The 24238-nt window shown below is 75.0% G+C and carries 26 protein-coding genes; 8 read left to right on the forward strand and 18 right to left on the reverse strand.

Going from position 1 to position 24238, the window contains the following annotated elements; translation table 11 throughout:
* Positions 1–36 precede the first annotated feature (36 nt).
* From ACQPX6_RS17860 to ACQPX6_RS17870, 3 genes are all read right to left on the reverse strand, one after another.
* Positions 37–2034, reverse strand: a complete 1998-nt coding sequence (locus ACQPX6_RS17860) for an FAD-dependent oxidoreductase (protein ID WP_433781654.1) — start codon at positions 2032–2034, stop codon at positions 37–39.
* Positions 2035–2264: 230 nt separating this feature from the next.
* Complete coding sequence (locus ACQPX6_RS17865) at positions 2265–3311, reverse strand: winged helix DNA-binding domain-containing protein (protein WP_433781655.1); 1047 nt, start codon at positions 3309–3311, stop codon at positions 2265–2267.
* Positions 3308–4108, reverse strand: a complete 801-nt coding sequence (locus ACQPX6_RS17870; RefSeq protein WP_433781656.1) for an alpha/beta hydrolase — start codon at positions 4106–4108, stop codon at positions 3308–3310. The genes ACQPX6_RS17865 and ACQPX6_RS17870 overlap by 4 nt, the downstream gene beginning before the upstream one ends.
* 63 nt (positions 4109–4171) lie before the next feature.
* Here ACQPX6_RS17870 and ACQPX6_RS17875 point away from each other — a divergent pair, with 63 nt between their 5' ends.
* Positions 4172–4729: a TetR/AcrR family transcriptional regulator gene (locus ACQPX6_RS17875; RefSeq protein WP_433781657.1), complete on the forward strand. Its 558-nt coding sequence runs from the start codon at positions 4172–4174 to the stop codon at positions 4727–4729.
* 52 nt (positions 4730–4781) lie between these two features.
* Here the strand turns inward: ACQPX6_RS17875 and pheT are convergent, their stop codons facing one another.
* The 3 genes from pheT to ACQPX6_RS17890 all read right to left on the reverse strand — a co-directional run bounded on the left by pheT (position 4782) and on the right by ACQPX6_RS17890 (position 9021).
* The gene (gene pheT / locus ACQPX6_RS17880) at positions 4782–7310 is read right to left on the reverse strand and encodes a phenylalanine--tRNA ligase subunit beta (RefSeq protein ID WP_433781658.1); all 2529 of its coding nucleotides are present in this window, start codon (positions 7308–7310) and stop codon (positions 4782–4784) included.
* Between the two features lie 60 nt (positions 7311–7370).
* Positions 7371–8438 carry a phenylalanine--tRNA ligase subunit alpha gene (gene pheS, locus ACQPX6_RS17885; RefSeq protein WP_433781659.1) on the reverse strand — a complete coding sequence of 356 codons (1068 nt, stop codon included), beginning with the start codon at positions 8436–8438 and terminating at the stop codon, positions 7371–7373.
* Between the two features lie 82 nt (positions 8439–8520).
* A complete protein-coding gene (locus tag ACQPX6_RS17890) occupies positions 8521–9021 on the reverse strand; it encodes a MarR family winged helix-turn-helix transcriptional regulator (RefSeq protein ID WP_433781660.1) in 501 nt (166 codons plus the stop codon).
* A gap of 94 nt (positions 9022–9115) precedes the next feature.
* On the opposite strand from ACQPX6_RS17890, the gene ACQPX6_RS17895 reads away from it, so the two are divergent.
* Positions 9116–9658: an NADPH-dependent F420 reductase gene (locus tag ACQPX6_RS17895; RefSeq protein ID WP_433781661.1), complete on the forward strand. Its 543-nt coding sequence runs from the start codon at positions 9116–9118 to the stop codon at positions 9656–9658.
* A 12-nt stretch (positions 9659–9670) separates the two neighbouring features.
* Here ACQPX6_RS17895 and ACQPX6_RS17900 read toward each other — a convergent pair whose 3' ends face one another.
* From ACQPX6_RS17900 to ACQPX6_RS17925, 6 genes are all read right to left on the reverse strand, one after another.
* Positions 9671–10495 carry a TrmH family RNA methyltransferase gene (locus ACQPX6_RS17900; RefSeq protein ID WP_433788293.1) on the reverse strand — a complete coding sequence of 275 codons (825 nt, stop codon included), beginning with the start codon at positions 10493–10495 and terminating at the stop codon, positions 9671–9673.
* A complete protein-coding gene (rplT, locus tag ACQPX6_RS17905) occupies positions 10492–10881 on the reverse strand; it encodes a 50S ribosomal protein L20 (RefSeq protein ID WP_433781662.1) in 390 nt (129 codons plus the stop codon). Before rplT ends, ACQPX6_RS17900 begins: the two co-directional genes overlap by 4 nt.
* 69 nt (positions 10882–10950) lie before the next feature.
* Positions 10951–11142, reverse strand: coding sequence for a 50S ribosomal protein L35 (gene rpmI / locus ACQPX6_RS17910; RefSeq protein WP_433781663.1), 192 nt, complete (start codon positions 11140–11142; stop codon positions 10951–10953).
* A 141-nt stretch (positions 11143–11283) separates the two neighbouring features.
* Entirely contained in the window at positions 11284–11910 is a 627-nt protein-coding gene (gene infC / locus ACQPX6_RS17915; RefSeq protein WP_433788294.1) for a translation initiation factor IF-3, read from the reverse strand.
* Positions 11911–12165: 255 nt separating this feature from the next.
* Positions 12166–15060: an excinuclease ABC subunit UvrA gene (gene uvrA / locus ACQPX6_RS17920; protein ID WP_433781664.1), complete on the reverse strand. Its 2895-nt coding sequence runs from the start codon at positions 15058–15060 to the stop codon at positions 12166–12168.
* Between the two features lie 189 nt (positions 15061–15249).
* Positions 15250–16053, reverse strand: a complete 804-nt coding sequence (locus ACQPX6_RS17925; protein ID WP_433781665.1) for a helix-turn-helix domain-containing protein — start codon at positions 16051–16053, stop codon at positions 15250–15252.
* A 52-nt stretch (positions 16054–16105) separates the two neighbouring features.
* Between ACQPX6_RS17925 and ACQPX6_RS17930 the strand changes: the two genes are divergently transcribed.
* The 5 genes from ACQPX6_RS17930 (at position 16106) to ACQPX6_RS17950 (ending at position 19301) form a co-directional block, all read left to right on the forward strand.
* The gene (locus ACQPX6_RS17930) at positions 16106–16678 is read left to right on the forward strand and encodes a TIGR03086 family metal-binding protein (RefSeq protein WP_433781666.1); all 573 of its coding nucleotides are present in this window, start codon (positions 16106–16108) and stop codon (positions 16676–16678) included.
* A gap of 15 nt (positions 16679–16693) precedes the next feature.
* Positions 16694–16930, forward strand: coding sequence for a hypothetical protein (locus ACQPX6_RS17935; RefSeq protein WP_433781667.1), 237 nt, complete (start codon positions 16694–16696; stop codon positions 16928–16930).
* Between the two features lie 20 nt (positions 16931–16950).
* A complete protein-coding gene (locus tag ACQPX6_RS17940; protein WP_433781668.1) occupies positions 16951–17628 on the forward strand; it encodes an MBL fold metallo-hydrolase in 678 nt (225 codons plus the stop codon).
* 125 nt (positions 17629–17753) lie between these two features.
* Positions 17754–18272 (forward strand): hypothetical protein, encoded by a 519-nt coding sequence (locus tag ACQPX6_RS17945; RefSeq protein ID WP_433781669.1) that lies wholly within the window; start codon positions 17754–17756, stop codon positions 18270–18272.
* 111 nt (positions 18273–18383) lie between these two features.
* Entirely contained in the window at positions 18384–19301 is a 918-nt protein-coding gene (locus ACQPX6_RS17950) for an alpha/beta hydrolase (protein WP_433781671.1), read from the forward strand.
* Here the strand turns inward: ACQPX6_RS17950 and ACQPX6_RS17955 are convergent, their stop codons facing one another.
* Positions 19302–19721 carry a TIGR03668 family PPOX class F420-dependent oxidoreductase gene (locus ACQPX6_RS17955; protein ID WP_433781673.1) on the reverse strand — a complete coding sequence of 140 codons (420 nt, stop codon included), beginning with the start codon at positions 19719–19721 and terminating at the stop codon, positions 19302–19304.
* Positions 19722–19725: 4 nt separating this feature from the next.
* On the reverse strand, positions 19726–20565 hold the full coding sequence (locus ACQPX6_RS17960) for an LLM class F420-dependent oxidoreductase (RefSeq protein WP_433781675.1): 840 nt from the start codon (positions 20563–20565) through the stop codon (positions 19726–19728).
* Between the two features lie 45 nt (positions 20566–20610).
* Between ACQPX6_RS17960 and ACQPX6_RS17965 the strand changes: the two genes are divergently transcribed.
* Positions 20611–20988: an RNA-binding S4 domain-containing protein gene (locus ACQPX6_RS17965; RefSeq protein WP_433781677.1), complete on the forward strand. Its 378-nt coding sequence runs from the start codon at positions 20611–20613 to the stop codon at positions 20986–20988.
* A 3-nt stretch (positions 20989–20991) separates the two neighbouring features.
* On the opposite strand, the gene ACQPX6_RS17970 is transcribed toward ACQPX6_RS17965, so the two are convergent.
* The 4 genes from ACQPX6_RS17970 to ACQPX6_RS17985 all read right to left on the reverse strand — a co-directional run bounded on the left by ACQPX6_RS17970 (position 20992) and on the right by ACQPX6_RS17985 (position 24220).
* Complete coding sequence (locus ACQPX6_RS17970) at positions 20992–21198, reverse strand: hypothetical protein (protein WP_433781678.1); 207 nt, start codon at positions 21196–21198, stop codon at positions 20992–20994.
* Positions 21199–21274: 76 nt separating this feature from the next.
* Positions 21275–22045, reverse strand: coding sequence for a GH12 family glycosyl hydrolase domain-containing protein (locus ACQPX6_RS17975; RefSeq protein ID WP_433781679.1), 771 nt, complete (start codon positions 22043–22045; stop codon positions 21275–21277).
* Positions 22046–22158: 113 nt separating this feature from the next.
* Positions 22159–23064, reverse strand: coding sequence for a GH12 family glycosyl hydrolase domain-containing protein (locus ACQPX6_RS17980; RefSeq protein ID WP_433781680.1), 906 nt, complete (start codon positions 23062–23064; stop codon positions 22159–22161).
* Between the two features lie 10 nt (positions 23065–23074).
* Complete coding sequence (locus ACQPX6_RS17985) at positions 23075–24220, reverse strand: NAD(P)/FAD-dependent oxidoreductase (protein ID WP_433781681.1); 1146 nt, start codon at positions 24218–24220, stop codon at positions 23075–23077.
* Between the last annotated feature and the right edge of the window lie 18 nt (positions 24221–24238).

Below are 24238 nucleotides of genomic sequence, written 5' to 3' on the forward strand. Positions count from 1 at the left end.
CTATGCACGTTCACGAAAAGCCATGCAAACGAGGTGTCAGGAGTCGCGGAGCGAGTGCCGGGGGCGACTGGTCGACGGGTAGGGCGCGCGGGGCCCGTCCTCGCGGGCCGGCTCGCCGAAGGAGAGCGACGGCGTCGGCTCGCGGAACGGCAGCGAGGGGTGCGGCTCGCGGATCGTCATCTCCGCCGAGCCCGCCGGCGCCGGGTCGGGCACCGGGAACGAGCCCGACTGCGCGGCGGCGATCTGCCACGCCGGCAGACCCTGGGAGTCGGTGGCGCTGGCGGGGCGGGCGGAGACCACGGGCAGCGGCCCGGTGGCCGGGGCCGGGGGCTCGGCGCCCCAGGTCGGGGTCCCGCCGGTGTTCGGCGTCCGCTCCCCGATCTCGCTCTCGTCGACCCGCGGCGCGACCGTCGGCGGGGCGTCGGCGTCGGGCACGGGCGCGGCGTCACGGCGCCCGACGGCCACGAGGTCGCGGCCCATCAGCCCGGAGACGAGCCAGTCGAGGGCGATGCGCACCGTGCGGTCCGCGGTGGGCATGGCCCAGAGGTGGTACGCGCGGTGGAGCAGGAACGCGGCCCAGCCGGTGAAGCGCAGCCGCCCGATCTGCGCCGCGCCGCGCCGGCGCCCGAGGCCCGCGACGGCCCCGGCGTTGGCGTGCCGGTAGCCCTTGAGCAGGCGCCCGGCGAGGAAGGCGTCGACGTTGCGGGCGAGCAGGCGGGCCTGGCGCACGGCGTGCTGGGCGGTCGGCGCGGTGGTCACCGGGTCGCCGTCGCGCGGGGTCGGCACGGTCACGTCGGGGACCGCGGCGCAGTCGCCGGCGGTGAACACGTGCGCGCGGTCACGGACCTGCAGCGTGGTCGAGCAGCGCACCCGCCCGCGCGGGTCGAGCGGCAGGTCGGTGCGCTCGAGCAGCGGGTTGGGCACCGAGCCCGCAGCGGCGACGACCGTGTCGGTGGCGAAGCTCGTGCCGCCCGCGAGGACGACCGTGCCGCCCTCCGCGGACGTGATCTTCGCGCCCACCCGCACCTCGACGCCGCGGCGCAGCAGCTGGGCGTGCACGCGGGCGGCCAGGGCCGGGCTGACCTCGGGCATGATCCGGCCGGCCGCCTCGAGGACCACCCAGTGGATCTCCTCGGCGACGTAGCCGGGCTGGTGGCGGGCGGCGCGCCGCGTCATGTCCTCGAGCTCGCCGAGCACCTCGAGGCCCGCGAAGCCGCCGCCGATCACGGTGAACGTCAGCAGGCGGCGGCGCTCGGCCGGGTCGACCGTCGAGGCGGCCGCGTCGAGGCGGGACAGGACGTGCTCGCGCAGCGCGAGCGCATCGGTGACCGAGCGGAACGGCAGCGCGCGCTCGTCGAGCCCCGGGATCGGCAGACGGCGCGGCGTCGTGCCGGGCGCGACCACCAGCACGTCGTAGGTCAGCTCGCGCGTGCCTCCGTCGGGCAGGCTCACCACGGCGCGGCGCGACGCGTCGTCCACGGCGGCGACCGAGCCGGTGATCACGTCGCAGCGGCGCAGCACCCGGCGCAGCGGCACCGTGAGGTGGCGCGGCTCGATGGCACCGGCGGCGGCCTCGGGCAGGAACGGCTGGTAGGTCATGTGGGCCTGCGGGTCGACCACGGTGATGCCGGCGATGCCCGTCGTCGCGGCGCCGGGCCCGAGGTGACGCCCGCCCCGCGCGCCGCCGGGCAGCCGCGCCTGCAGGGCACGTGCCGCGACGAGGCCGGCGTAGCCGCCCCCGACGACCAGCACCCGCGCGCCCTCCCCCTCGCCGGCGTCCGTGCCGTCGAGGGCCCCCGCCCGGCGCAGGCGGGCCATGAACACCAGCGCCACGACGCAGAAGAACCCGCCCAGGCCCGCCGCGCCCCACGCCGGCAGCGCGCCGAACGCCCACAGCAGCCCCACGACCACCGGGCCGACGACGAGCAGCGTGCCGCGGCCGACCACGAAGTCCGCGGTCGACCAGCGGCCGCCGGTGGACGGGTCGGGGTCGTGCTGGTCGGGCTGCTCGCTCGGTCCGGGCGCGCTGGTCATGCAGGGGTCTCCTCGGTCGGGGGTCGAGGTGTGGCCGCGTCCGGGCAACGGGGGAGCTCCCGGGGTCACGACCAGGTCACGGTACGAAGGTCGATCACGACGCTGCGTGGACCTGAGAGCGCGACGCGCCGCGAGCCGTCCACGGCGTCCCGGGGCGCGGTCACCGGTCCGGGTTTCGCCCGATCGGCGCAGTGGGAGGCCGCTGGACTCTCAGGAAGGCCGACGAGCGGTCACGCCGGCAGCCGGGCGAACGCCTGCGTGACGGCCGTCGCGGAGGCCGGCGCCCCGGGGCCGAAGGCCGTGACCTCCGGGCGCCCGCGGGTCACCGTCCACGTCCCGGTGACCCGGCCCCGGTGGACGAGCGTCGCCCGGAAGATGCCGTTGCCCCCGGGGCAGATGCGGTCGCGTTCGGCGGGGTCGAGGACGTCGTCGCGGTGCCGGTGACCGAGGACGAACTCGTCGAACCCCGGCAGCAGGTGCACCCCGAGGGCCGCGCGGCGGTGGGCGGCGAGGAGGTCGGGCACCGCCGGGTCGAGGAGGTACTCGGTGCCGTCGACGTCCAACGCCGCGAGGTCGGGGCGGGCGAGGGCGACGGCGGTGCGGACGTCGGCGGCGGGCAGCCCGGTCCAGCCCGCGAAGTCGCTGACCGGGGCGGGGCCGTGCGAGCGGAAGTAGCGGCGCGCCCACTCCCCCAGCGCCTCGTCGCGCTCGAGGTGCCGGGGCGCGGGGATCCAGCGGGCGACGTCGACGATCACCGGCTCCTTCCCGTCGAACGGCCCGAAACAGAGCACACCGGTCTGCGCCAGCTCGGCGAGCAGGTGGTAGCCGCGGCCCTTCGCCGGCGCGAGGCCCGCCTCCTCCCACACCGCGAAGAGCCCCGCGCGGGTCGCGGGCACGGCGCCCACGGCCAGCTCGCGGGCGTTCTCGACGTCGGCGTCGGTGAGCCCCAGCTCGCCGCGGCGCCGCGCCGCCTGGGCCCGCGGGCGGGGCGTGCCCAGCGGGAGCATCCAGCCCAGGTCCTCGGCCGGCACGGCGTGCAGCGTCCCGCGCATCGGCCAGCTGCGGACCACCGCGCCGGCGTCGCACGCGGCGACGACCACGGCCCGCGAGCGCGACGCCGTGCGCAGGGCCAGCGAGGTCAGGACGCCGGGGAGGTCCTGGGCCTGGACCGCGCCGAGGTGGCGGACGACGTCGGCGGGGTCGTCGCTCTGCGGGCCGACGAGCCCCGACGCCACCAGCCGCAGCAGCCCGATCTCGGACGCGCCCCGCGTGCTCACGCCCCGAGATGCTGCCGGAACCACGCCACGGCGTGCGCGTCGACCTCCGCGGCGTGCGGCGTCTGCGGTGCCGGCTCGAGGCCCGGCTCCTCGGCCAGCGCGTGGCCCATGCCCGGCACGGTCACGAGGTCGCCGGCCGGCAGCGCCTTGACCATCGCCTCGGCGGGGTGGAGGAACGCGTCGGCGTCGTCCTCCGCGCCCACGACCAGGCGCACCGGGAGCTCGCCGAGCTCGTCGGCGCGGGCCACGAGGTCCATGCGGTCGGCCACGACGTCGGACTCGGGCGTCCAGTCGTAGGGCCGGCCGAACAGCCGCCCGAGGTACGCGACGGCGGGGCGCAGCTGGACCAGGGGGCTGACCAGCACCGCGGCGCGCACCGGCAGGTCCCCGGCGAGCGCCACCCCGCCCGCCACGCCGGCGCCCGCCGAGCCGCCGAGCACGCCGACCGGCCGGTCGCCGATCCCGTGCTCGGCGCGCACGGCCGCGAACGCCGCCGGGAGCTCGGCCACCGCGTCGGCGTTGACCGGGCCGTGCATCTGGAGGACGGGCTCGGCGAAGGCCCGCCGCATGACCTCCTCCTCGCCCGGCGACCGCGAGCCGCACAGCGGGAGCCCGAAGTAGATCCGCCACGCGTCGAGCCCCGCGAGCGGGAGCGCGGCGGCGAAGGCCGATTCGGTGCGCGGCGCGTCGAAGAGGTGCCACGCGAGGACGACCGGCGCGTCGGCCCGGCGCCCGGCCGGCGCGCGCAGGACGTAGGGCACCCCGGCGGCGACACCGTTCTCGACATCCGTGGTCATGGCAGCTCCCTCAGTCGACCTGCTGTACACCGTCCAGCTTACTGGACGCTGTACAGTTCGTCCATGCCCCGGACCCCTGGTCAGCGTGCCGGACTCACCCGCGACGCGGTCCTGCACGCGGCACGGACCGTGTTCGCCGAGCGCGGACTGGACGGGCTCTCGATGCGCGCCGTCGCGAAGGACCTCGGCGTGGCGCCGAACGCGCTCTACAGCCACGTCGCGGACAAGGAATCGCTGGTCGACGCCCTGCTCGACGACGTGCTCGGCGCGCTCGACCCGCCCGACCCCGGGGCCGAGCCGATGGCCGGTCTGCGCGGGGTCATGCTCGCGACCTTCGACCTGCTCGGGCGCCACCCCGACCTCGTCCCGCTCTACCTCGCCCGCCAGGGCGCGCGGGGCACGAACGCGCAGGCCCTGGGTGCGCCGATGGCCGTGCTGCTCGGGCGTCTCGGCGTCGACGAGGACGCCACCGGGCGCGTGGTGCGGGCGCTGATCGTCAGCACGCTGGGCTTCGCGGCCCTGGCGACCGCCGACGACCCGGCGCTGACGCCCGCCCAGCTGCGCGCCGACCTCGAGGCGACGCTGGACTGGCTGCTGCGGGGTGCGCTGCCGCGCACGTGAGCATTTCTTGGTGCTCCAGCACCGAGAAGTGCTCACATGCGCGCAGCGCACCTCAGCGCAAACGCGCCCCGTGGCGCTCGGCGGCGGTATCGACGGCCGCGTCGCGGCGGGCCGAGGCCTCCTCGAGGGTCAGGGTCCGGTCGGGGGCGCGCAGGCGCAGCGCGAAGGCCAGCGAGCGGTTCCCCTCCCCCACCTGGGCCCCGGCGTAGACGTCGAACAGGCGCACGTCCTCGACGAGGTCGCCCCCGCCGTCGCGCAGGGCCGCCGCCACGGACGCGGCGGGCACCGCGGCGTCGAGGACCAGCGCGACGTCGAGCAGCACCGGCGGGAACGGCGACACCGCCGGCGACGGGCGCGCCTCGACCAGCGGGAGCCGGTCGATCTCGAGCTCCATCGCGCACGTGCGCGCCGGCAGACCGAGGGTCTCGACGACCTTCGGGTGCAGCTCGCCGGCGTGGCCCGCGAGCGTGCCGTCGGGCAGGTGCAGCGCCGCGCAGCGTCCCGGGTGCCAGGGCGCGTGCCGGTCGGCGGACACCTCGAGCTCGACGCCGTAGGTCCGCCCCACCAGGCGCGCGGCCTCGATCGCGTCGGCCCAGTCGGCGGGACGCCCGGGACCCCACCAGCCCGCCCGGTCCCAGGCCCCGGTCAGCACGGCGCCGACGCGCAGCGGCTGGGCGGGCAGGCCCGCGAGCACCTCGGCGATCGCCGCGTCGTCGGGCCGCGCGTCGACCGGCAGCACCGGCGCCGCCGCCGGCTCCCCCTCGGCGGGCCGGACGACCTGGCCGATCTGGAACAGGGCGAGGTCGCGCAGACCCCGCGACACGTTGCGGACCACGGCGTCGAGCAGCCCGGGCAGCAGCGTCGTCGCCATCAGCGCGCGGTCGGCGTCGAGCGGGTTGGCCAGGCGCAGCGCGCGCCGGCGCGGGTCGTCGGCGTCGAGACCGAGCGCGTCGAACACCGCCGGGGCGACGAACGGCGACGGCAGCACCTCGTCGTACCCGGCGTCGGCGAGCGCCCGCGACACCTGGCGGCGCCGCCGCTGCCCGAGTGTGAGGCCGGTGCCCGGGTGCGCGGCGGGCAGCTCGGACGGGATGCCGTCGTAGCCCTCGAGGCGCAGGACCTCCTCGACGAGGTCGGCGGGCCGGGTGAGGTCCGGGCGCCAGGTCGGCGGCGTGGCGCGCACCCCGGCGCTGCCGCCGTCGCCCGGGTCGGCGCCGGCGACCTCGACCGCGCAGCCGATCTGGCTCAGCCGGCGCACCACGGCGCCGCGATCGTAGCGGCGGCCGGCGACGCGGTCGGGCAGGTCGAGCGCCATGAGCACCGGGGCCGGCGCGGGCACGCCGCCCTCGTCGGTCACGCCGGGCGCGACCGTGGCGCCGCCGTAGGTCGCGAGCAGCCAGGCGGCGCGGTCGGTGGCCGCGCGAGCGACGGCGGGGTCGACCTCGCGCTCGAAACGCCGCGCCGCCTCGCTGGGCAGGCGGTGGCGGCGCGCCGCGCGCGCCACCGACGGCGCGTCCCAGGTCGCCGCCTCGAGCAGGACGTCGCCGGTGGTCGGCGTGACCTCGGTGCTCGCGCCGCCCATGATCCCGGCCATGCCGATTGGCCCGGAGTCGTCGGTGACGACGACGTCGTCGGGGTCGAGCACGCGCTGGGCGTCGTCGAGCGTCGTGATCTTCTCGTCGCCCCGCGCCCGCCGGACCACGATGTCGCCGCGCACCGCGCTCGCGTCGTAGGCGTGCATCGGCTGGCCCAGCTCGAGCATCACGTAGTTGGTGACGTCGACGGCCAGCGAGATCGGGCGGACCCCGCACAGCAGCAGCCGGCGGCGCATCCACCAGGGCGAGGGCGCCGCGGGGTCGAGGTCGGTGACGCGGCGGGCGACGAACCGCCGGCACTGCGCGTCGGGCTCGAGCCGCACCGGCCACGCGTCCCCCTCGGGCGCGGGCAGGTCGTAGCCGAGCAGCGCGGGGTCGCCGTAGGCGGCGTCGAGGGCGCAGGCCAGCTCGCGGGCCAGGCCGCGCACCGACAGGCAGTAGCCGCGGTCGGGGGTGACGGCGATGTCGAGCACCGCGTCGTCGAGGCCCAGCAGCTCCGCGGCGTCGTCGCCCGGATCGGCGGTGCCCGGCGGCAGCACGAGGATGCCGCTGTGGTCGTCTCCGAGGCCCAGCTCGTCGAGCGCGCAGATCATGCCGTCGGAGACGTGGCCGTAGGTCGTGCGGGCCGCGATCGCGAAGTCGCCGGGCAGCACGGCGCCGGGCAGCGCGACGACGACGAGGTCGCCGTCGACGAAGTTCGTGGCCCCACAGACGATGCCGCGGGTGCCGGCGTGCTCCCCGTCGGCGTCGTTGTGCTCGGCGCCCACGTCGACCCGGCAGTACCGGATCGGCTTCTTGAACTCGCTGAGCTCCTCGATCGACCGCACCCGGCCGACCACGAGCGGGCCGACCGAGACCGGGATCGGGGCGACGTCCTCCACTTCGAGCCCGACCCGGATCAGGGCGTCGCCGACCGCCTCGGGCGACGGGACGTCACCGGGGGGCAGGTCGACGTGCTGGAGGAGCCACGAGACGGGGACGCGCACGACTTCGGACCTTCCTGGTGGGTGACCGGCGGACGGGCCGGGATCAGGGCTCAGCCAAGATCAGGGCTCAACGGCGAAGGCCGACGTGAACCGCACGTCGCCCTCGACCATGTCGCGCATGTCGGGCAGCCCGTTGCGGAACTGCAGCGTGCGCTCCAGGCCCATGCCGAAGGCGAACCCGGAGTACCGCTCCGCGTCCACCCCGCACGCCCGCAGGACGTTCGGGTCGACCATGCCGCAGCCGCCCCACTCGACCCAGCCGGCGCCGCCGCGCTTCTCCGGGAACCACACGTCGACCTCGGCCGACGGCTCGGTGAACGGGAAGTACGACGGCCGCAGCCGCGTCACCGACTCGCGCCCGAACATCGCCTGGGCGAAGGCGTCGAGGGTGCCCTTGAGGTGGGCCATCGTGATGCCCTCGTCGACCGCGAGGCCCTCGACCTGGTGGAACACCGGGGTGTGGGTGGCGTCGAGCTCGTCGGTGCGGAACGTGCGGCCCGGGCAGACGACGTACACCGGCAGGTCGCGCTCGAGCAGCGTGCGGATCTGCACCGGCGAGGTGTGCGTGCGCAGCACCTGGCGCGCCGCGGGCGGCTCGACGTGGAAGGTGTCCTGCATCGTGCGTGCCGGGTGGTCGGGCAGGAAGTTCAGGGCGTCGAAGTTGAGCCACTCCGACTCGACCTCCGGGCCCTCGGCCACCTCGTAGCCCATGCCCACGAAGATGTCGGCGACGCGCTCGGAGATCTGGGTCAGCGGGTGCCGGCTCCCTCGCGTGTGCCGGTCGCCGGGCAGCGTGACGTCGACGGCCTCCTCGGCCAGCACGCGCTCGTCGCGCTCGGCGGAGAGCACCGCGAGGCGCTCGTCGTACGCCGTCTGGATCGCGACGCGGACCTCGTTGACGCGCTTGCCGGACTCCGAGCGCGCCTGCGGGGGCAGGGCCCCGATCTCGCGGCGCGCGGTGAGCACCGGCGAGCGGTCGCCGAGGTGGGCGGGCTTGAGCGCCGTGAGCGCCTCCAGCGTCGTCGCGCCGCCGAACGCCGCGGTCGCGTCGGCGCGCGCGGCGTCGAGCGTCTCGGGGTCGAGCGCCGCGACCTGCTTGGGGTCGTAGAGGTCGTTGGTGCCGGACATCGAGGTGGTCTCGCTCCTGGGGCTCGGGTGCGTCGCCGATGGTATCGGAGCAGGTCGAGCCGCCCCGGGGCCTGCTCCCGGGTCAGTGCTCCGGCTCGGACCGCGCGTCGTCCGAGGGCCGCGCGCCCAGCGTCGCCAGCCGTGCCCGCACGGTCTCGCTGATCGCGGACAGGGTGTCGAGCTCGGCGGGCGTGAGGTGGTCGACGAGCAGGTCGCGGACGTCGTCGACGTGCCGCGGCGCCGCCGCCTCGATGAGCGTGCGGCCGTGCGGGGTGATGCCGACGACCGCTCCGCGCTGGTCGGTGGGGCACGGCTCGCGCGTCACCAGACCGCGCCGCTCCATCCGGCCCAGGTGCTGGGACAGGCGGCTCTTCTCCCAGCGCAGCAGCCGACCGAGCGCGAACGGCCGCAGCCGCCCCTCCGGCGCCTCCGAGAGGTGGGCCAGCACCTGGTAGTCGGCGTGGGAGATCCCGAACCCGGTGCGCAGCTGCCGGTCGACGAACTCCGTCATGCCGTCCTGCAGCGCCATCAGGCCGCGCCAGGCCCGCTCCTCGCGCTCGTCCAGCCACCGCGCCTCGGCCACGATCGCCAGCCTAGCCACTGGTTGACGTGTGAACCAGAGCCGTCCTACGTTGGTTCACACGTCAACCACACGGCGTACTCCGGAGGAGAACGAGATGAAGATCGTGACGATCGGGCGCGGCCGGATCGGCGGCGGGCTCGCCCGCCTGTGGCGCGAGGCGGGCCACGACGTCGACGAGCTCGGCCGGGACGGCGGCGACGTGTCGGACGCCGACGTCGTCCTCGTCGCCGTCCCCGGCGACCAGGTCTCCCCCGCGCTGTCGAAGGTCACCGGCCTCGCGGGGAAGGTCGCCATCGACGCGACGAACGTCCTCCCGCCCCGCGGCGGTGACGCGCCGTCGAACGCCGAGGAGGTCAAGTCGTTCACCGGGGCGCCGGTGGCCAAGAGCTTCAACATGAACTTCGCGGGCCTGTTCGACCAGGTGCGCGCGCAGCGGGTGCGACCGAGCAACTGGTACGTCGCCGACGACGGCGCCCGCGAGGTCACCGAGCAGCTCATCCGTGACGCCGGCTACGACCCGGTCCACGTCGGCGACCTCTCCCGGGCCCGCGACTTCGAGGGCGCGGTCTGGCTGCTCCTCGGCATCAGCCCGGTCGGCGGCGTGTTCTACCGCTTCGCGGAGCCGGGCGAGCTCTGAGGGGGCACCCGGTCAGCGCTGGACGCGGGCCGAGGCGTACAGGCACACCGCGGCGGCGGTGGCGAGGTTGAGGCTCTCGGCGCGCCCGTGGATCGGGACGCGGACGCGGTGGTCGGCGGCCGCCGCGACGGCCGGATCGAGGCCGTGCGCCTCGCTGCCGAACAGCCACGCGGTGGGGGCACCCAGCAGCGCGTCGGCGCCGGCGTCGAGGACGGTGTCCCCGTGCCCGTCGGCCGCCAGCAGGGTCAGGCCGCGGGCGCGCAGGGCGTCCAGCACGGCCTCGACGTCGCGCTCCGCGGCCACGGGGACGTGGAAGAGGCTGCCCATGCTGGCGCGCACGCACTTGGGGTTGTGCGGGTCGACCGCGTCGCCGGCGAGGACGACCGCGTCGGCGCCGGCGGCGTCGCTGGTGCGGACCACGGTGCCGGCGTTGCCCGGGTCGGCGACGCCGACGAGCACCGTGACCAGGCGCGGCGCGTCGGCCAGGGCGGTGGCGAGGTCGACGGCCACCGTGGCGCACACGGCGACGACGCCCTGCGGGGTGACGGTGTCCGACAGCCCGGCGGCGGCCTTGTCGGTGACCCGCGCGACGCGGATCCCGGCGGCGTCGGCGCGGCGCTCGAGCTCGGGGTGGCGGTCGGCGACCGCGGAGGTGAGGAAGAGGTCGTGCACGCGGCGGTGATGATCGCTGGGGCCCTCGTCGGCCCAGTCCAGCACGTCGTGCACGGGGCGGACGCCCTCGACGAGGAAGCGCCCGGCCTCGACGCGCGCCGCGCGCCGCAGCAGCTTGCGGGCTGCGGCGACGCGCGGCGTGCGTTCGGTGAGGAGGTCGGTCAGGCCGCGTCCTCGTTGGTGGCGCCCTTGTCGGACGGCACGGCCGCCCGGGCGACCTCGACCAGCGCGGTGAACGAGGCCGGGTCGGAGACGGCGATCTCCGCGAGGTTCTTGCGGTCGACCTCGACGCCCGCGAGCTTGAGGCCCTGCATGAACCGGTTGTAGGTCATGTCGTTGGAGCGCGCCGCGGCGTTGATGCGGGTGATCCAGAGCTGCCGGAAGTCGCCCTTGCGCTGCTTGCGGTCGCGGTAGGCGTACGTCAGCGAGTGGAGCGTCTGCTCCTTGGCCTTGCGGTAGAGCCGGGAGCGCTGACCGCGGTAGCCGCTGGCCATCTCCAGGGTGGTGCGACGCTTCTTCTGCGCGTTGACCGCGCGCTTCACGCGTGCCACGTGGTCCTGCCTTCGATCAGATCAGGGACGGGTTCCCGTCCGGGGTGGGTCGGCGAGGCGGGAGGTGCTTCAGCCGAGCAGGCGGCGGACCCGCTGCGCGTCCGACGACGCGACCTCGGTGTTGCCCGAGAGCTCGCGGGTCTTGTGGCTGGACTTCTTCTCCAGCAGGTGGCGCTTGCCGGCCTTCTCGCGCAGCAGCTTGCCGGTCCCGGTCACCTTGATGCGCTTCTTGGTGCCGCTGTGGCTCTTGTGCTTCGGCATGTCCTGTCCTTGCTCCTCGTGCGGCCCGGTCGTGCTCCGCGCGGGTGGTCGACGTCCGTCCCGATCCCCGCGAGGGGGAACGCTACGGGCGCCCGGGGTCCCGGCCGCACCCATGGGGGTTAGGCCGGTCGTGCGGGGTGTTCAGCTCGCCGGCTCGGGGGCGGGCTCGGCCTCGGCCGCCTGCTCCTGGTTGGCGCGCGGGGCCTTCTGCGGCTTCTTGTTCGGCGCCAGGACCATGGTCATGTTGCGGCCGTCCTGCTTCGGGGTGGCCTCGACGTAGCCGAGCTCACCCACGTCCTCGGCGAGGCGCTGCAGGAGGCGGAAGCCCAGCTCCGGGCGCGACTGCTCGCGACCACGGAACATGATCGTGACCTTGACCTTGTGACCCTGGCCGAGGAAGCGGGTGACGTGACCCTTCTTCGTCTCGTAGTCGTGCGGGTCGATCTTGGGCCGGAGCTTCTGCTCCTTGATCACGGTCTGCTGCTGGTTGCGCCGCGACTCGCGAGCCTTCTGCGCGCTCTCGTACTTGAACTTGCCGTAGTCCATGAGCTTGCAGACCGGCGGGCGGGCCTGGGCGGCCACCTCGACCAGGTCGAGGTCGGCCTCACGGGCCAGGCGCAGGGCGTCCTCGATGCGGACGATCCCCACCTGCTCCCCGTTCGGGCCGACCAGTCGCACCTCGGGAACGCGGATGCGCTCGTTGATGCGGGTCTCTGCGCTGATGAGTTCTCCTCGGGTCCGTGACTTTGTCGCCGCGACCGCGGCCAGATGGAGTCGCTCCCGACGAACGACGGGCCCCGCACCACGATGTCGTCGTGGCTGGGGCCCGCGGTCGACCGATCCCGGCACGCCCCGGAGGGTGCGCCTCGACCACCGGCCACGAGGGCCGACGGCGGACCGGAACCCGAACACCTGAGCGGCGGCCGGGTGGGAGCGGGGCTCCACTTGCCGCTCGAGGGGCGCGTGGCACCCAACGAGCTGGTCGCTCAGCGTCGACAGTACCACCGGCCCGCGACGGGCCGGTCAGCCGGCCTTCTTGGCCCGCCGCGCCGGCGCCTCCTCCGGCGCGACGAGGCGGGCGAGGAACGCGCCGGTGTAGCTGTCGGGCGAGGCCGCGATCTGCTCCGGCGTGCCCTGCGTGACCACCGTGCCGCCGCCGTTGCCGCCCTCGGGGCCCATGTCGACGACCCAGTCGGACACCTTGATGACGTCGAGGTTGTGCTCGATGACGAGCACGGTGTTGCCCTTGTCGACCAGGCCGTTGATGACGCCGAGGAGCTTGCGGATGTCCTCGAAGTGCAGGCCCGTGGTCGGCTCGTCGAGGATGTAGATCGTCCGGCCCATGGAGCGCTTCTGCAGCTCCGAGGCGAGCTTGACGCGCTGGGCCTCGCCGCCCGACAGCGTCGGCGCGGGCTGGCCGAGGCGGACGTAGCCCAGGCCCACCTCGGTGAGCGTCTGCAGGTGCCGGTGGATCGCGCCGATCGGCTTGAAGAACTCGGCGGCCTCCTCGATCGGCATGTCGAGGACCTCGGCCACGTTCTTGCCCTTGTAGTGCACCTCGAGGGTCTCGCGGTTGTACCGCGCGCCGCGGCAGACCTCGCAGGGCACGTAGACGTCGGGCAGGAAGTTCATCTCGATCTTGATCGTGCCGTCGCCGGCGCACGCCTCGCAGCGCCCGCCCTTGACGTTGAACGAGAACCGCCCGGGGCCGTAGCCGCGCACCTTGGCCTCGTTGGTGGAGGCGAAGAGCTTGCGCATGTGGTCCCACACGCCCGTGTAGGTGGCCGGGTTGGACCGCGGCGTGCGGCCGATGGGCGACTGGTCGACGCGCACGAGCTTGTCGAGGTGGTCGATCCCGGTGACGCGGGTGTGCCGGCCGGGCACCTGGCGCGCACCGTTGAGCTTGTTGGCCAGCACCGTCGCCAGGATGTCGTTGACCAGTGTCGACTTGCCCGACCCGGACACCCCGGTGATCGACACCAGGCAGCCGAGCGGGAACGAGACGTCGACGTCGTGGAGGTTGTGCTCGCGTGCCCCGACGACGGAGAGCTGGCGCTTCTTGTCGATCGGGCGGCGGATGTCCGGCACCGGGATCTGCTCGCGGCCCGAGAGGTAGGCGCCGGTGAGCGACTCGGCACTGTGCTCGAGGCCCTCGACCGGACCGGAGTAGACGACGCGGCCGCCGTGCTCGCCGGCGCCGGGGCCGATGTCGACCACCCAGTCCGACGCCCGCACGGTGTCCTCGTCGTGCTCGACGACGATGAGGGTATTGCCCAGGTCGCGCAGCCGGGACAGCGTGTCGATGAGCCGGCGGTTGTCGCGCTGGTGCAGCCCGATCGACGGCTCGTCGAGGACGTAGAGCACCCCGACCAGGCCCGACCCGATCTGCGTCGCGAGACGGATGCGCTGGGCCTCGCCGCCCGAGAGCGTCGCCGCGGCCCGGGCGAGCGAGAGGTAGTCGAGCCCGACGTCGAGCAGGAAGCCCAGGCGGGCGTCGATCTCCTTGAGCACCGCGCCGGCGATGACCTGCTCGCGCTCGCCGAGCACCATGCCCTTCATGAACTCCGCGCAGTCGGCGACCGAGAGCGCGGTGAGGTCGGCGATCGAGCGGTCGCCGAGCGTCTCGTGCTTCAGCGTGACCGCGAGGATCTCCGGCTTGAGCCGCGTGCCGCCGCAGACCGGGCAGGGCACGTCGCGCATGTAGCCCTCGTAGCGCTCGCGGGCGCTCTCGGACTCGGCCTGGTCCATGCGGCGCTCGAGGAACGGCACGACGCCCTCGAACGACGCGTAGTACGAGCGCTCGCGGCCGTAGCGGTTGCGGTAGCGCACGTGCACCTGGTCGTCCGAGCCGTGCAGCACCGCCTTCTGCACCCGCGCCGGGAGCTTGCGCCACGGCGCGTCCATGCGGAAGCCGACCTGCTCGGACAGCGCCGAGAGCAGGCGCGTGAAGTACTCGGCGGACTGGCCCGTGGCCCACGGGGCGATGGCGCCGTCGGCCAGCGAGAGCTCGTCGTCGGGGACGAGCAGCTCGGGGTCGACCTCCTTCTTGATGCCCAGCCCGTGGCACGTGGGGCAGGCGCCGTAGGGCGCATTGAAGGAGAAGGCGCGGGGCTCAAGGTCGTCGACCTGGAGCTGGTGGCCGTTGGGGCACGCCATGCGCTCGGAGAAGCGCTGCTCGCGGTGGGGGTCGTCCTCGTCGAGGTCGACGAAGTCGAGCACGACGACGCCCTCGGAGAGCCGCAGCGCGGTCTCGACCGAGTCGGTGAGCCGCTGCTTCGCGGTGGCCTTGACCGACAGGCGGTCGACCACGACCGCGATGTCGTGCTTCTCCTGCTTCTTCAGCACCGGCGGCTCGGCCAGCGGATACACCGTGCCGTCGACGAGGACACGGGAGTAGCCCTGGCCCTGGAGCTGGCTGAACAGGTCGACGTACTCGCCCTTGCGCCCGCGGATGACCGGCGCGAGCACCTGGAAGCGCCGCCCGGGCTCCATGGCGAGCACCTGGTCGACGATCTGCTGCGGCGTCTGCTTCGAGATGACCTCGCCGCACGTCGGGCAGTGCGGCGTGCCCGCCCGCGCGTAGAGGAGGCGCAGGTAGTCGTAGACCTCGGTGATGGTGCCGACCGTCGAGCGCGGGTTGCGGCTCGTGGACTTCTGGTCGATCGAGACCGCGGGCGAGAGGCCCTCGATGAAGTCGACGTCGGGCTTGTCCATCTGCCCGAGGAACTGGCGCGCATACGCCGAGAGCGACTCGACGTAGCGGCGCTGGCCCTCGGCGAAGATCGTGTCGAACGCCAGGCTGGACTTGCCCGAGCCCGACAGGCCCGTGAAGACGACGAGGCTGTCCCGCGGCAGGTCGAGATCGACGCCCGTGAGGTTGTGCTCACGAGCGCCCTGGACGACGAGACGATCCACCACGTGCAGGGCCTCCAGGCTCGGGGCGAGACGCGCCGGGGTGGGAACACGCGACGTCGTGCGTCTCTTCCCCCGGTCCTCTCCATGGTAGGAGTGACCCCCGACAACGGCCGTCCCGCCCGGGCCCCGGGCGACCGGGGTGGGCGTCCGGGCGACGACCGGTCGGGCCATGTGGGTGGTCGGGGTGGGTGGTCAGGTCGCCGGGTAGCGCCGGGCGTACCAGGTGGGCGGTTCGCCGAAGAGGTCGGCGAAGTCCCGCGAGAGGTGCCCCTGGTCGGCGTAGCCCAGGGTCGCCGCGAGGTCCGCCCAGTCGACCGGTCCCCCGGCCTCCAGCCGGTCCACGACCTCCTGCAGCCGGTAGCGCCGGATCACCCACTTCGGCCCGGGCCCCACGTGCTCGGCGAACAGGCGCTGCAGGGTGCGGACGCCCAGCCCGGCGGCGGCCGCGAGCCGGTCGACCCGCGCGATGGTCGGGTCGGCGGCCACCCGCGCCACGAGCTCGCCGGCCTCCCGCGCCGCGCGGCCGGGGCCCTCGGCGGGCAGGTGCGCGCGCAGCCAGGATGCGAGATCCCGGTGATGCGCCTCCGGCGCGGCAGCTCCGCTGCGCTGCGTGCCGCCCCACGCGGGCGCCCCCGCCAGGACCGGGACCTCGGCGACGTCGAGCTCGCGGTCGACCAGCGCGCCGACCGCGCACCCGGCCACCGCGCGGAACACCCCCGGCCGGAACGCCGCCCCCACGACCGAGCTCCGCCCCGCCAGCTCGCGCACCATGTGGCGGCTCCGCGGCCCCACGACGCGAGGCCCTTGCACACCGATCACCGACACGTGCACCTGCGGCAACGGCACGATCTTCTGCCGGTAGGGCTCGGCGTACTCCCACGACGCGGTCCACAGGCGCTCGACCCACGGGGCGAGGTCGGGGTCCGGCTCGTGCACGGCGATCCGCTGCGCGGTGCGCCAGTGCCCGCCGAGCTCGCGGGGGTCCCGCTGCGCCACCTGTCGCGTTCCTCCATGACCGGCACGCCGGCCGTCGCTAGCGTCCCGTCCCGTGTTCCCCGACTTCACGCCCCGCCCGCACCTCGTCGCCGCGGCCGCCGCCCCGCAGGCCGAGGTCGTCGCCGCGGCCACCGACCACCTCGACGCGCCGACCCCGTGCGAGGGCTGGACCGTCCGCGACCTCGTCGAGCACATGATGACCTGGACGCCCGTCCTCGCCGGCGCCGGACGCGGCGCGCCGCCCGAGCCCGGCGCCCCGAAGGCCGAGGGCGACTGGCCGGCCACGCTCGACGCCGCCCGCCAGGACCTCGTCGCGGTGTGGAGCGACCCGCGGTCGTGGCGGGGCACGACGACGATGGTGAGCTCGGAGCTCCCGGCCTCGGTGGTGGGCACGATGTCGCTCTGCGAGCTGGTGCTGCACTCCTGGGACCTCGGCGTCGCGCTCGGGCTCCCGGTGACGTGGGACGAGGCCACCCTGGAGGAGGTCCACGAGGCGCTCGCGCAGCTCACCCCGCTGGGCCGCGGGATGGGGGCGTTCGGCCCCGCGGTCGACATCGTGCCCGACGCGCCGCTGCTCGACCGCGTCGTCGCCGTCGCCGGGCGCGACCCGTCGTGGACGCCCTGAGGGCAGGATGGGGGCATGAGCGAGATCGACCCCGCGGACCTGGCGCGGTTGCGGTCGCGCGCGGCGTGGAGCGAGGGCGGCGGGGACGTCGAGCCCGACCGCGCCGCGCGCCGGGCCGAGTGCGCCGCCAGCCGCGCGGGTCACCTCGCGGTCGTGGTGGTCTCGGGCGAGGCGCCGCGGTGCGAGCACTGCGGCGAGACGCTGAGCCCCGACGCTCTGCGCAGGGCGGGCTACAAGCCCGTCCGCCCCTGAGCGCCGCTATCGTCCGGGGCGTGGACCTCCTCGACGACTACACCGGCCACGTCGAGCCCGGCGGCCCTGCCGCCCGGCGCGACCTGCAGCACGTCTCGATCACCAAGGTGTCGGTCGGGCCGATGGACAACAACGCGTACGTCCTGGTGGACAGGTCCACCGGCGAGACCCTGCTCATCGACGCGGCGAACGAGACCGAGCGCCTGCTCGACACCGTCGACACGGTCGGCGACCGCGGCAAGCTCCGCCACGTGGTGACCACCCACAAGCACTGGGACCACATCCAGTCGCTGGAGGAGGTCGCGTCGGCCGTCGGGCCGCGCACCTACGCCGGGGTCGACGACGCGCCCGAGCTGCCGGTCACCCCGGACGCCACCGTCGGTGACGACGACGAGGTGGTCTTCGGCGACGCGGTCCTCGAGGTCATCCACCTCGTCGGGCACACCCCCGGCTCGATCGCGCTCCTCTACCGCGACCCCGAGGGCACCGGGCACCTGTTCACCGGCGACTCGCTGTTCCCGGGCGGCCACGGCAAGACCGCCACCCACGAGGACCACGAGACGCTGATGAACGACCTCGAGCACAAGGTGTTCAGCCACCTCGGCGACGACTGCTGGGTCTACCCGGGCCACGGCGACGACACGACGCTGGGCAACGAGCGCCCGCACCTGTCGGAGTGGCGCGAACGGGGCTGGTGACCCACGGCGCTCCCTGACCTCCGGCGCCGCGTCACGCGATCGGGGGATCGCCTCGCTAACGCTCCGTCCCTCTGGTCCGATCGAGCGGAAGACACGTCCGTTCGCGAGCCCCGGGGAGCACGTCCATGTCGACGCAGGAGAGCACGCGATCGGGACGGTCGCGCGTCGTCCTCGGGATCGTCGCGGCGGTGGTGGTCGTGGTCGTCGTGCTGCTCGTCCTCGCCCTCACGGGCGCGCTGGGTGGCCTGTTCGCCAAGGAGGTCCAGCGGACGGTGCGCACCGACGTCGACGCCAGCGGGCTGGTCGCGACCCTCACCACCTACCCCGACTCGTTCCGCGGCGGCACCCTCGCCGGCGGGCAGGCGGACCTCGACGTGCAGATCGACCAGGCGGCGCTCCGGGGCGGTGACCCCGCCGCGCAGCCCGCGACGATCCTCCTGCGCACCTACAGCTGCCCGGGCGCCGACGGCCGGCCCGCGATGACGCGCCTCCTGATCGAGGGCGCGGACGCCGAGCACCTCGCCCCCCGGCCCGCGACCGCCGGCGGCGGCCTCGCCCTCACCGGCGCGTACGAGATCGTCGCGGTCGGGCCCGTGGGCCCCGGGCCCGAGCCCGAGTGCCGCATCGACCTCGCCGCGCGCTGAGTCGGCGTTCCCGGACCGTGATCAGGTCACGGGAGCTCGGCGGTACCGCCACGGCGTGACGTGGCGCACGCTCGTCGGCGTCAGGGTCGACGAGGACGGGAGCGCGCGGACATGCGCGAGGACATCGAGTTCGACGCCGAGGGCGCCACGCTGCGCGGGTGGTTCTACGCGCCGGAGGGCGACGCCGGCACGGGCCATCCCTGCGTCGTCATGGCGCACGGCTTCTCCGCGGTGAAGGAGCAGCACCTCGACGACTACGCGGAGGTGTTCGCCGCCGCCGGGCTGGCGTGCGTGGTGTTCGACAACCGCGGCTTCGGGGCGTCGGACGCCGCGCCGGGCCGGCCGCGGCAGGAGGTCGACCCCTGGGAGCAGGTGCGCGACTACCAGCACGCCGTCACCTACGCCCAGGGCCGCGACGACGTCGACGCGGACCGCATCGGCGTCTGGGGCTCGAGCTACTCCGGCGGGCACGCCTACGTCGTGGGCGCCATCGACCGGCGCGTGAAGGCCGTCTCCGGCCAGGCCGCGCTGGTCTCCGGCCGCCGGTCGTTCGAGTCGCTCGTGCGCATCGACGCGTGGGGCCCGACCTGGGACGCCTTCGCCGCCGACCGCCTCGAGCGCGCCCGAGGCGGCGAGCCGGCGATGATGCCGGTGGTCACCGACGACCCGGCGGCCCCGGCCGCGCTGCCCACCGCGGACTCGTACGAGTTCTTCACCCGCACCCAGCGCGACCGCGCGCCGTCGTGGCGCAACGAGGTGACGCTCCGGTCGATCGAGCTGTTCCAGGGCTACGAGCCGGGGCGTTTCCTCCCGCTGATCGCGCCGACGCCGGTGCTCATGGTCATCGCGCCCCACGACCGGCTCGTCGCGGGCGAGCTCGCGACGGCCGCCTACGAGACGGCCGCGCACCCCAAGAAGCTCGTCACCGTGCCCGGCGGGCACTTCGACGCCTACACGGGCCCGGGCTTCGAGATCAGCTCCGGCGCCGCGCGGGACTGGTTCGTCGAGCACCTGGGCGTCGGCAAGTAGCTAGCTCGCCGACCACCCCGACCAGCGGGCGACCTCGACGACGATCGCCGGCCCCTCGGGCGGCTGCTCCCGGTGCCGGGGGTAGCGCGCCCCGAGGGCGGCGCGGGCCCGCCCGAGCAGCGGCACGGCGTCGCCGACCGTCGCCGTGCCGTCGGCGCGCACCCACCAGAGGGCGTCCCAGTCGTCGTCGTAGTGGTCGACCAGCAGCGACACGGCCGGGTTCTCCGCGATGTTGCGCAGGCGCCGCAGGGCGCGGTGGCGCTTGGGCTTGGCGTCGACGGCGATGAGGACCGTGTCGTGCTCGACCGCGAAGACGACGGGCACGAGGTGGGGCTGCCCGCCGCCCGACACCGTGGCGAGGCGCGCGACGCGCGCGGCGGCGAACCGGCCGCGCGCGTCGTCGGCGTCCAGCGTCGGCATCTGCTCAGCCGACCTGCGTCGCCAGCTCGTCCAGTTCCTTCAGGACGGTGTCGCGGTCGGCCGAGCTCACGGCGTGGATGGCGCGCTCGAGGCCGATGCGCCGGTAGCCGTCGAGGGCCTCGGGCGTGGACTCGGCGCCGAACAGCGACATCGGGATGCGGCCGCGACCGGCGTCGGCGGCGCGCTGCTGCAGGGCGTCAGCACGCTGTGCGAACTCCTCGAGGTTGTCCGGCCCGACCCGCTGGGGCAGCCAGGCGTCGCCGTAGTCGAGGAGGCGGTCCTCGACGCCCGGGCCCATGCCCCCGACGTAGACCGGCGGGTGCGGGTCCTGCAGCGGCTTGGGCCAGGCCCAGCTCGGGTCGAAGTCCACGAACTCACCGTGGAACTCGGCCTCCTCCTGCGTCCACAGCTCCTTCATGGCCTTGACCTGCTCGCCCATGAGGCGCATGCGCGTCTTCGGGTCAGTGCCGTGGTCGGCCATCTCCTCGCGGTTCCAGCCGGCGCCGATGCCGAAGAGGAAGCGCCCGCCGGACAGCCGGTCGAGGCTCGCGACCTGCTTGGCGGTGTGGATCGTGTCGCGCTGGATGACCAGGCAGATGCCGGTCGCGAGCTTGAGCGTCGTCGTCGCCGCGGCCGCCGCGGTGAGCGCGACGAAGGGGTCGTAGGTGCGGGTGTACATCCGGGGCAGGTCGCCGCCGCCCGGGTAGGGCGACTCCCGCCTGGTGGGGATGTGGCTGTGCTCGGGGAACCAGAGCGAGTCGAAGCCCCGGTCCTCCACCTCCTTGGCCAGATCGGCCGGGTCGATGGCGTCGTCGGTCGGGAACATCAGGATGCCGTGGTCCACGTGCCGACGGTTATCCCGTGGCCGCGGACGGCACACTGGACCCCGATGGAGGGCACGCGCGTCGACCGCTGGCTGTGGGCGGTGCGGCTGACCAAGACCCGCGCCGACGCCGCCGAGGCGTGCCGCGGCGGGCACGTGCGCGTCAACGACACCCCGGCGAAGCCCGCGACGACGGTGAAGCCCGGCGACACGGTGCGCACCCGGGTGTACGACATCCCGCGGATCGTCGAGGTCACCAAGATCGTCGAGAAGCGGGTCGGCGCCCCGGTGGCCGTGACCTGCTACGTCGACCACACCCCGCCGCCCCCGCCGCCGGAGGAGCGCCCGGCCCCCGTGGCCGTGCGCGAGCGCGGGGCGGGGCGTCCCACCAAGCGCGACCGGCGCCTCATCGACGCGCTGCGGGAACACGCCGGCGAGGGCTGAGCGTCAGCCCGGGCCCACCCCGTGGTCGAGGGGGCAGGCCGGGTCGAGGAGGGGCTCCGCCGCCGCCCCGCACCGGTAGGCGGCGTTGGCCAGCACCGAGCAGCGGCACCCCGCGTCGACGGCGGCGGGGCTGCCGGGCGCGAGCGGCACCGGGGCCGGGCCGGTGACGGAGGGTTCGCACGGGGGCGGGGTGCGCGATGCGGGGGTCATCGCGTCCCACACTCCCGCGCGCGGCCCGGCGGTGGGCGGGCCGCCGGAGGAACTAATGGCGATCAGCCGACCGGGCTCACAGGGTCGCCGAGAACGACTTGGTCGTCAGCCCGGTGCCGCCGATCCACGGCTCGAAGCCGGCCTGGACGCTCGTCATGTACCACTCGGGACGGGCGACGCCGCGGTTCTGCGCGTCGGCGACGAACGCGTCGAGCGGCAGGTCGGTGACCTCGAGGGTCGGCTGCTGGCGCACGTAGGTGATCGTCGGCAGGTCGATCCTGCCCAGCCACACGTCCCAGGTGGTCCCGCCGATCGTGACCTCGGCCTTCTTCTCGCCGATGGGCTGCACGCGCGGGGTGTTCTTCAGCCAGATCATGAGCTCGAGGCCGGTGGGGCGGCCGTCGCGGCGCGGGGTCGGGTCCATCCACAGGTCGTAGGCGACGTTGTAGTCCCCGGTCGCCGGCACGCCCACCGACCACGACGACCGAAGCCCCGCGAGCTGCGAGACCGGGCGCGGGAACGGGCTGTCCTTGGTGCAGTTGCCGTAGTTGCAGCCCCAGACCATCGACGGGTAGGCGGCGGGCTCGTTCGTCTTGTTGTGCTCGGCCGGGTCGACGACGAAGCCGACGTCGAAGGCCGTGATGCACTGGCGGGTGTCCGCGCCCCACACGTCGTTCTGCACCTCGTAGCGCCCGCCCGCCACCGGGGTGGAGCCGAACTTGTCGCAGACCCGCACCCCCTCGACGCGGGGCGTGGTGGCCAGCGCGGGGCTGCCACCCACCAGGACCGCGAGCACGACCGTGATCACCACGACCAGTCCGCTCGTCGTCCGTCGTCGACCGTTCATCCGCCGCCACCTCGCTACTAGACCGTTCAGCGCAGCTGAACGTACGTTCGTCGTAGCGGAGACGGCAGCTCCACTCCCCCGATCGAACGGGTGGAGTCGGGGTCAGAGTGGGGTCAGACCCCGTTGCGGGTGAGCGCGAAGGCGTCGGTGGCCAGGCCCTCGCCGCCGATCCAGGGCTCGAAGCCGGCCTGGATGTTCGTGAGGAACCAGGTCGGCTCGACGACGCCGCGGCGGGTGGCGTCGCCGACGAAGTCGCTGATCGGGAGGTCGAGGACGGTGTCGGTGGACTCCTCGCGGACGTAGGAGATCACCGGCGTGCCCTGGTTCTCCCCCGTCCAGACCGCCCAGGACGCGTCGCCGATCCGCACGGTGGCGCGCTCGGCGCCGATGGGCTGCACGCGCTCGGTGCGGTCGAGCCAGATCATCAGCTCGGCGCCGGTGTTGGCGCCCTCGCGGCGCGGGGTCGGGTCGAGCCAGACGTCGTAGGCGACGTTGAAGTCGCCGCGCTCGGGCACGGTGACCGCCCAGCTGGAGCGGATGTCGCCGAGGTCGCTGATCGGGCGCGGGAACGGCGTGTCGCGGGTGCACGTGCCGTAGTTGCAGCCGACGACGATCGACGGGTACGCGGCGGGCCCGGAGTCCTTGCTGTGGCGGGCCTGCACGACGAAGCCGGTGTCGAACGCGGTGGTGCACTGGGGTGTGTCGGCGCCCCAGGCGTTGTTCTGCACCTCGTAGCGGCCGCCGGCGACGGGCACCGACTCGGTCCTCCCGCAGATGCGCGGCCCCTCCCGCGAGCCGCGCGGGGGCAGCGGCGCGAGCAGGCCGGGGGCTGCCGCGGTGGTGCCGGGCGCGGCGGCGTCGGGGGCCGGGGCGGCGGGTGACGGCGTGGGGCCGCCGACGGGAGCGGTCACCGGCAGCGGCGGGACGTCGCCGCCGGTGCCGCCGCAGCCGGCGAGGGCGAGCGCGAGCACGGCCGTGACGGCGGCGGCCAGGCGCCGGACCCGCGGAACGTCCCCCATACGGGCGAGGCTAGCGAGGCCGGTCGGCGGGCTCGCCGGGGGTCGGGAGACGGCGGGCGAGGACGGCCCCGACGCCGACGCCGTGGTCGGCCAGCGCCGCGGCGACGTCGGCCGGCGGGTCCTGGCCGCGGACCACCGCGGCGGCGAGGGCCGCGGCGGCGGGCGCGGTCTCGATGCCCGACCCGCCCTGCCCGGCGAACAGGTGCAGGCCGGGGTGCTCGGGGCGGTCGCCCAGGACCAGCGCGCGGTCGGGGGCGAAGGTGCGCAGGCCCGTCCAGCTGGTGACCACGGAGCGCAGGCCCAGCGTGGTGACGGCGTTGACGCGCTCGAGGGCGGTGGCGACGTCGAGCTCGTCGGGGCGCGGGTCGCCGGGGTCGGCCGGGGTCTCCTCGGACGGCGAGACCAGCAGGTGCTCGCCCTCGGGCTTGGCGTACCAGCGCTCGCCGGCCGAGACGGCGAAGGGGTCGTCGCGGCGCACGGGGGCGCCGTCGGGGATGCGGGCGATGGCGATGGTGCGCCGCAGCGGGCGCAGGCCCAGCGGGGCGGCGCCGGCGAGGGCGAGGAGCCGGTCGGTCCAGGCGCCGGCGGCGAGGACGACGAGGTCGGTGTCGACGTGCTCGTCACCGAGGCCGAGGCGCCAGCCGGTGCTCGTCGTCTCCAGGCTCGTGACCGGCATCCCCGGGCGGATCCGCCCGCCGCGGGCGCGCAGGGCCCGGCGGAAGTGCTGGTGCAGGCCGATCGGGTCGGCGTCCTGGGCGTCGGCGACGAGGCCGGCGGCGCGCAGGCCCTCGGGGCGCAGCGCGGGCCAGAGGGCGAGGGCTTCCGGCACGGTGAGCTCGTCGACGGTGGCGAGCGGCAGGATCTCCGCACGCAGCACCCGCTCCTCGTCGGCGTCGTGGGCGACGTGCAGCACCGGGCGCGGGCGCAGGAAGGAGTGGCCGGCCTCCTCGGCGAGGGCGTCGAACCGGGCGCGCGAGGCGGCGACCAGCGCCTGGGCGGGCGGGGGCCCGTGGCCGGGGATGTAGCTGGCCGCCGAGCGCCCGGTGGTGTGGCGGGCGAGCTCCGTCTCGGCCTCGACGAGCAGCACGTCGCCCTCGCGCGCCAGCTCCGCGGCCACCGAGACCCCGGCGATGCCTCCCCCGACGACGACGACCATGTGAGCGATCTTCTCGGC

Source organism: Actinomycetospora sp. CA-101289 (assembly GCF_050955895.1).
Taxonomy (GTDB): domain Bacteria; phylum Actinomycetota; class Actinomycetes; order Mycobacteriales; family Pseudonocardiaceae; genus Actinomycetospora.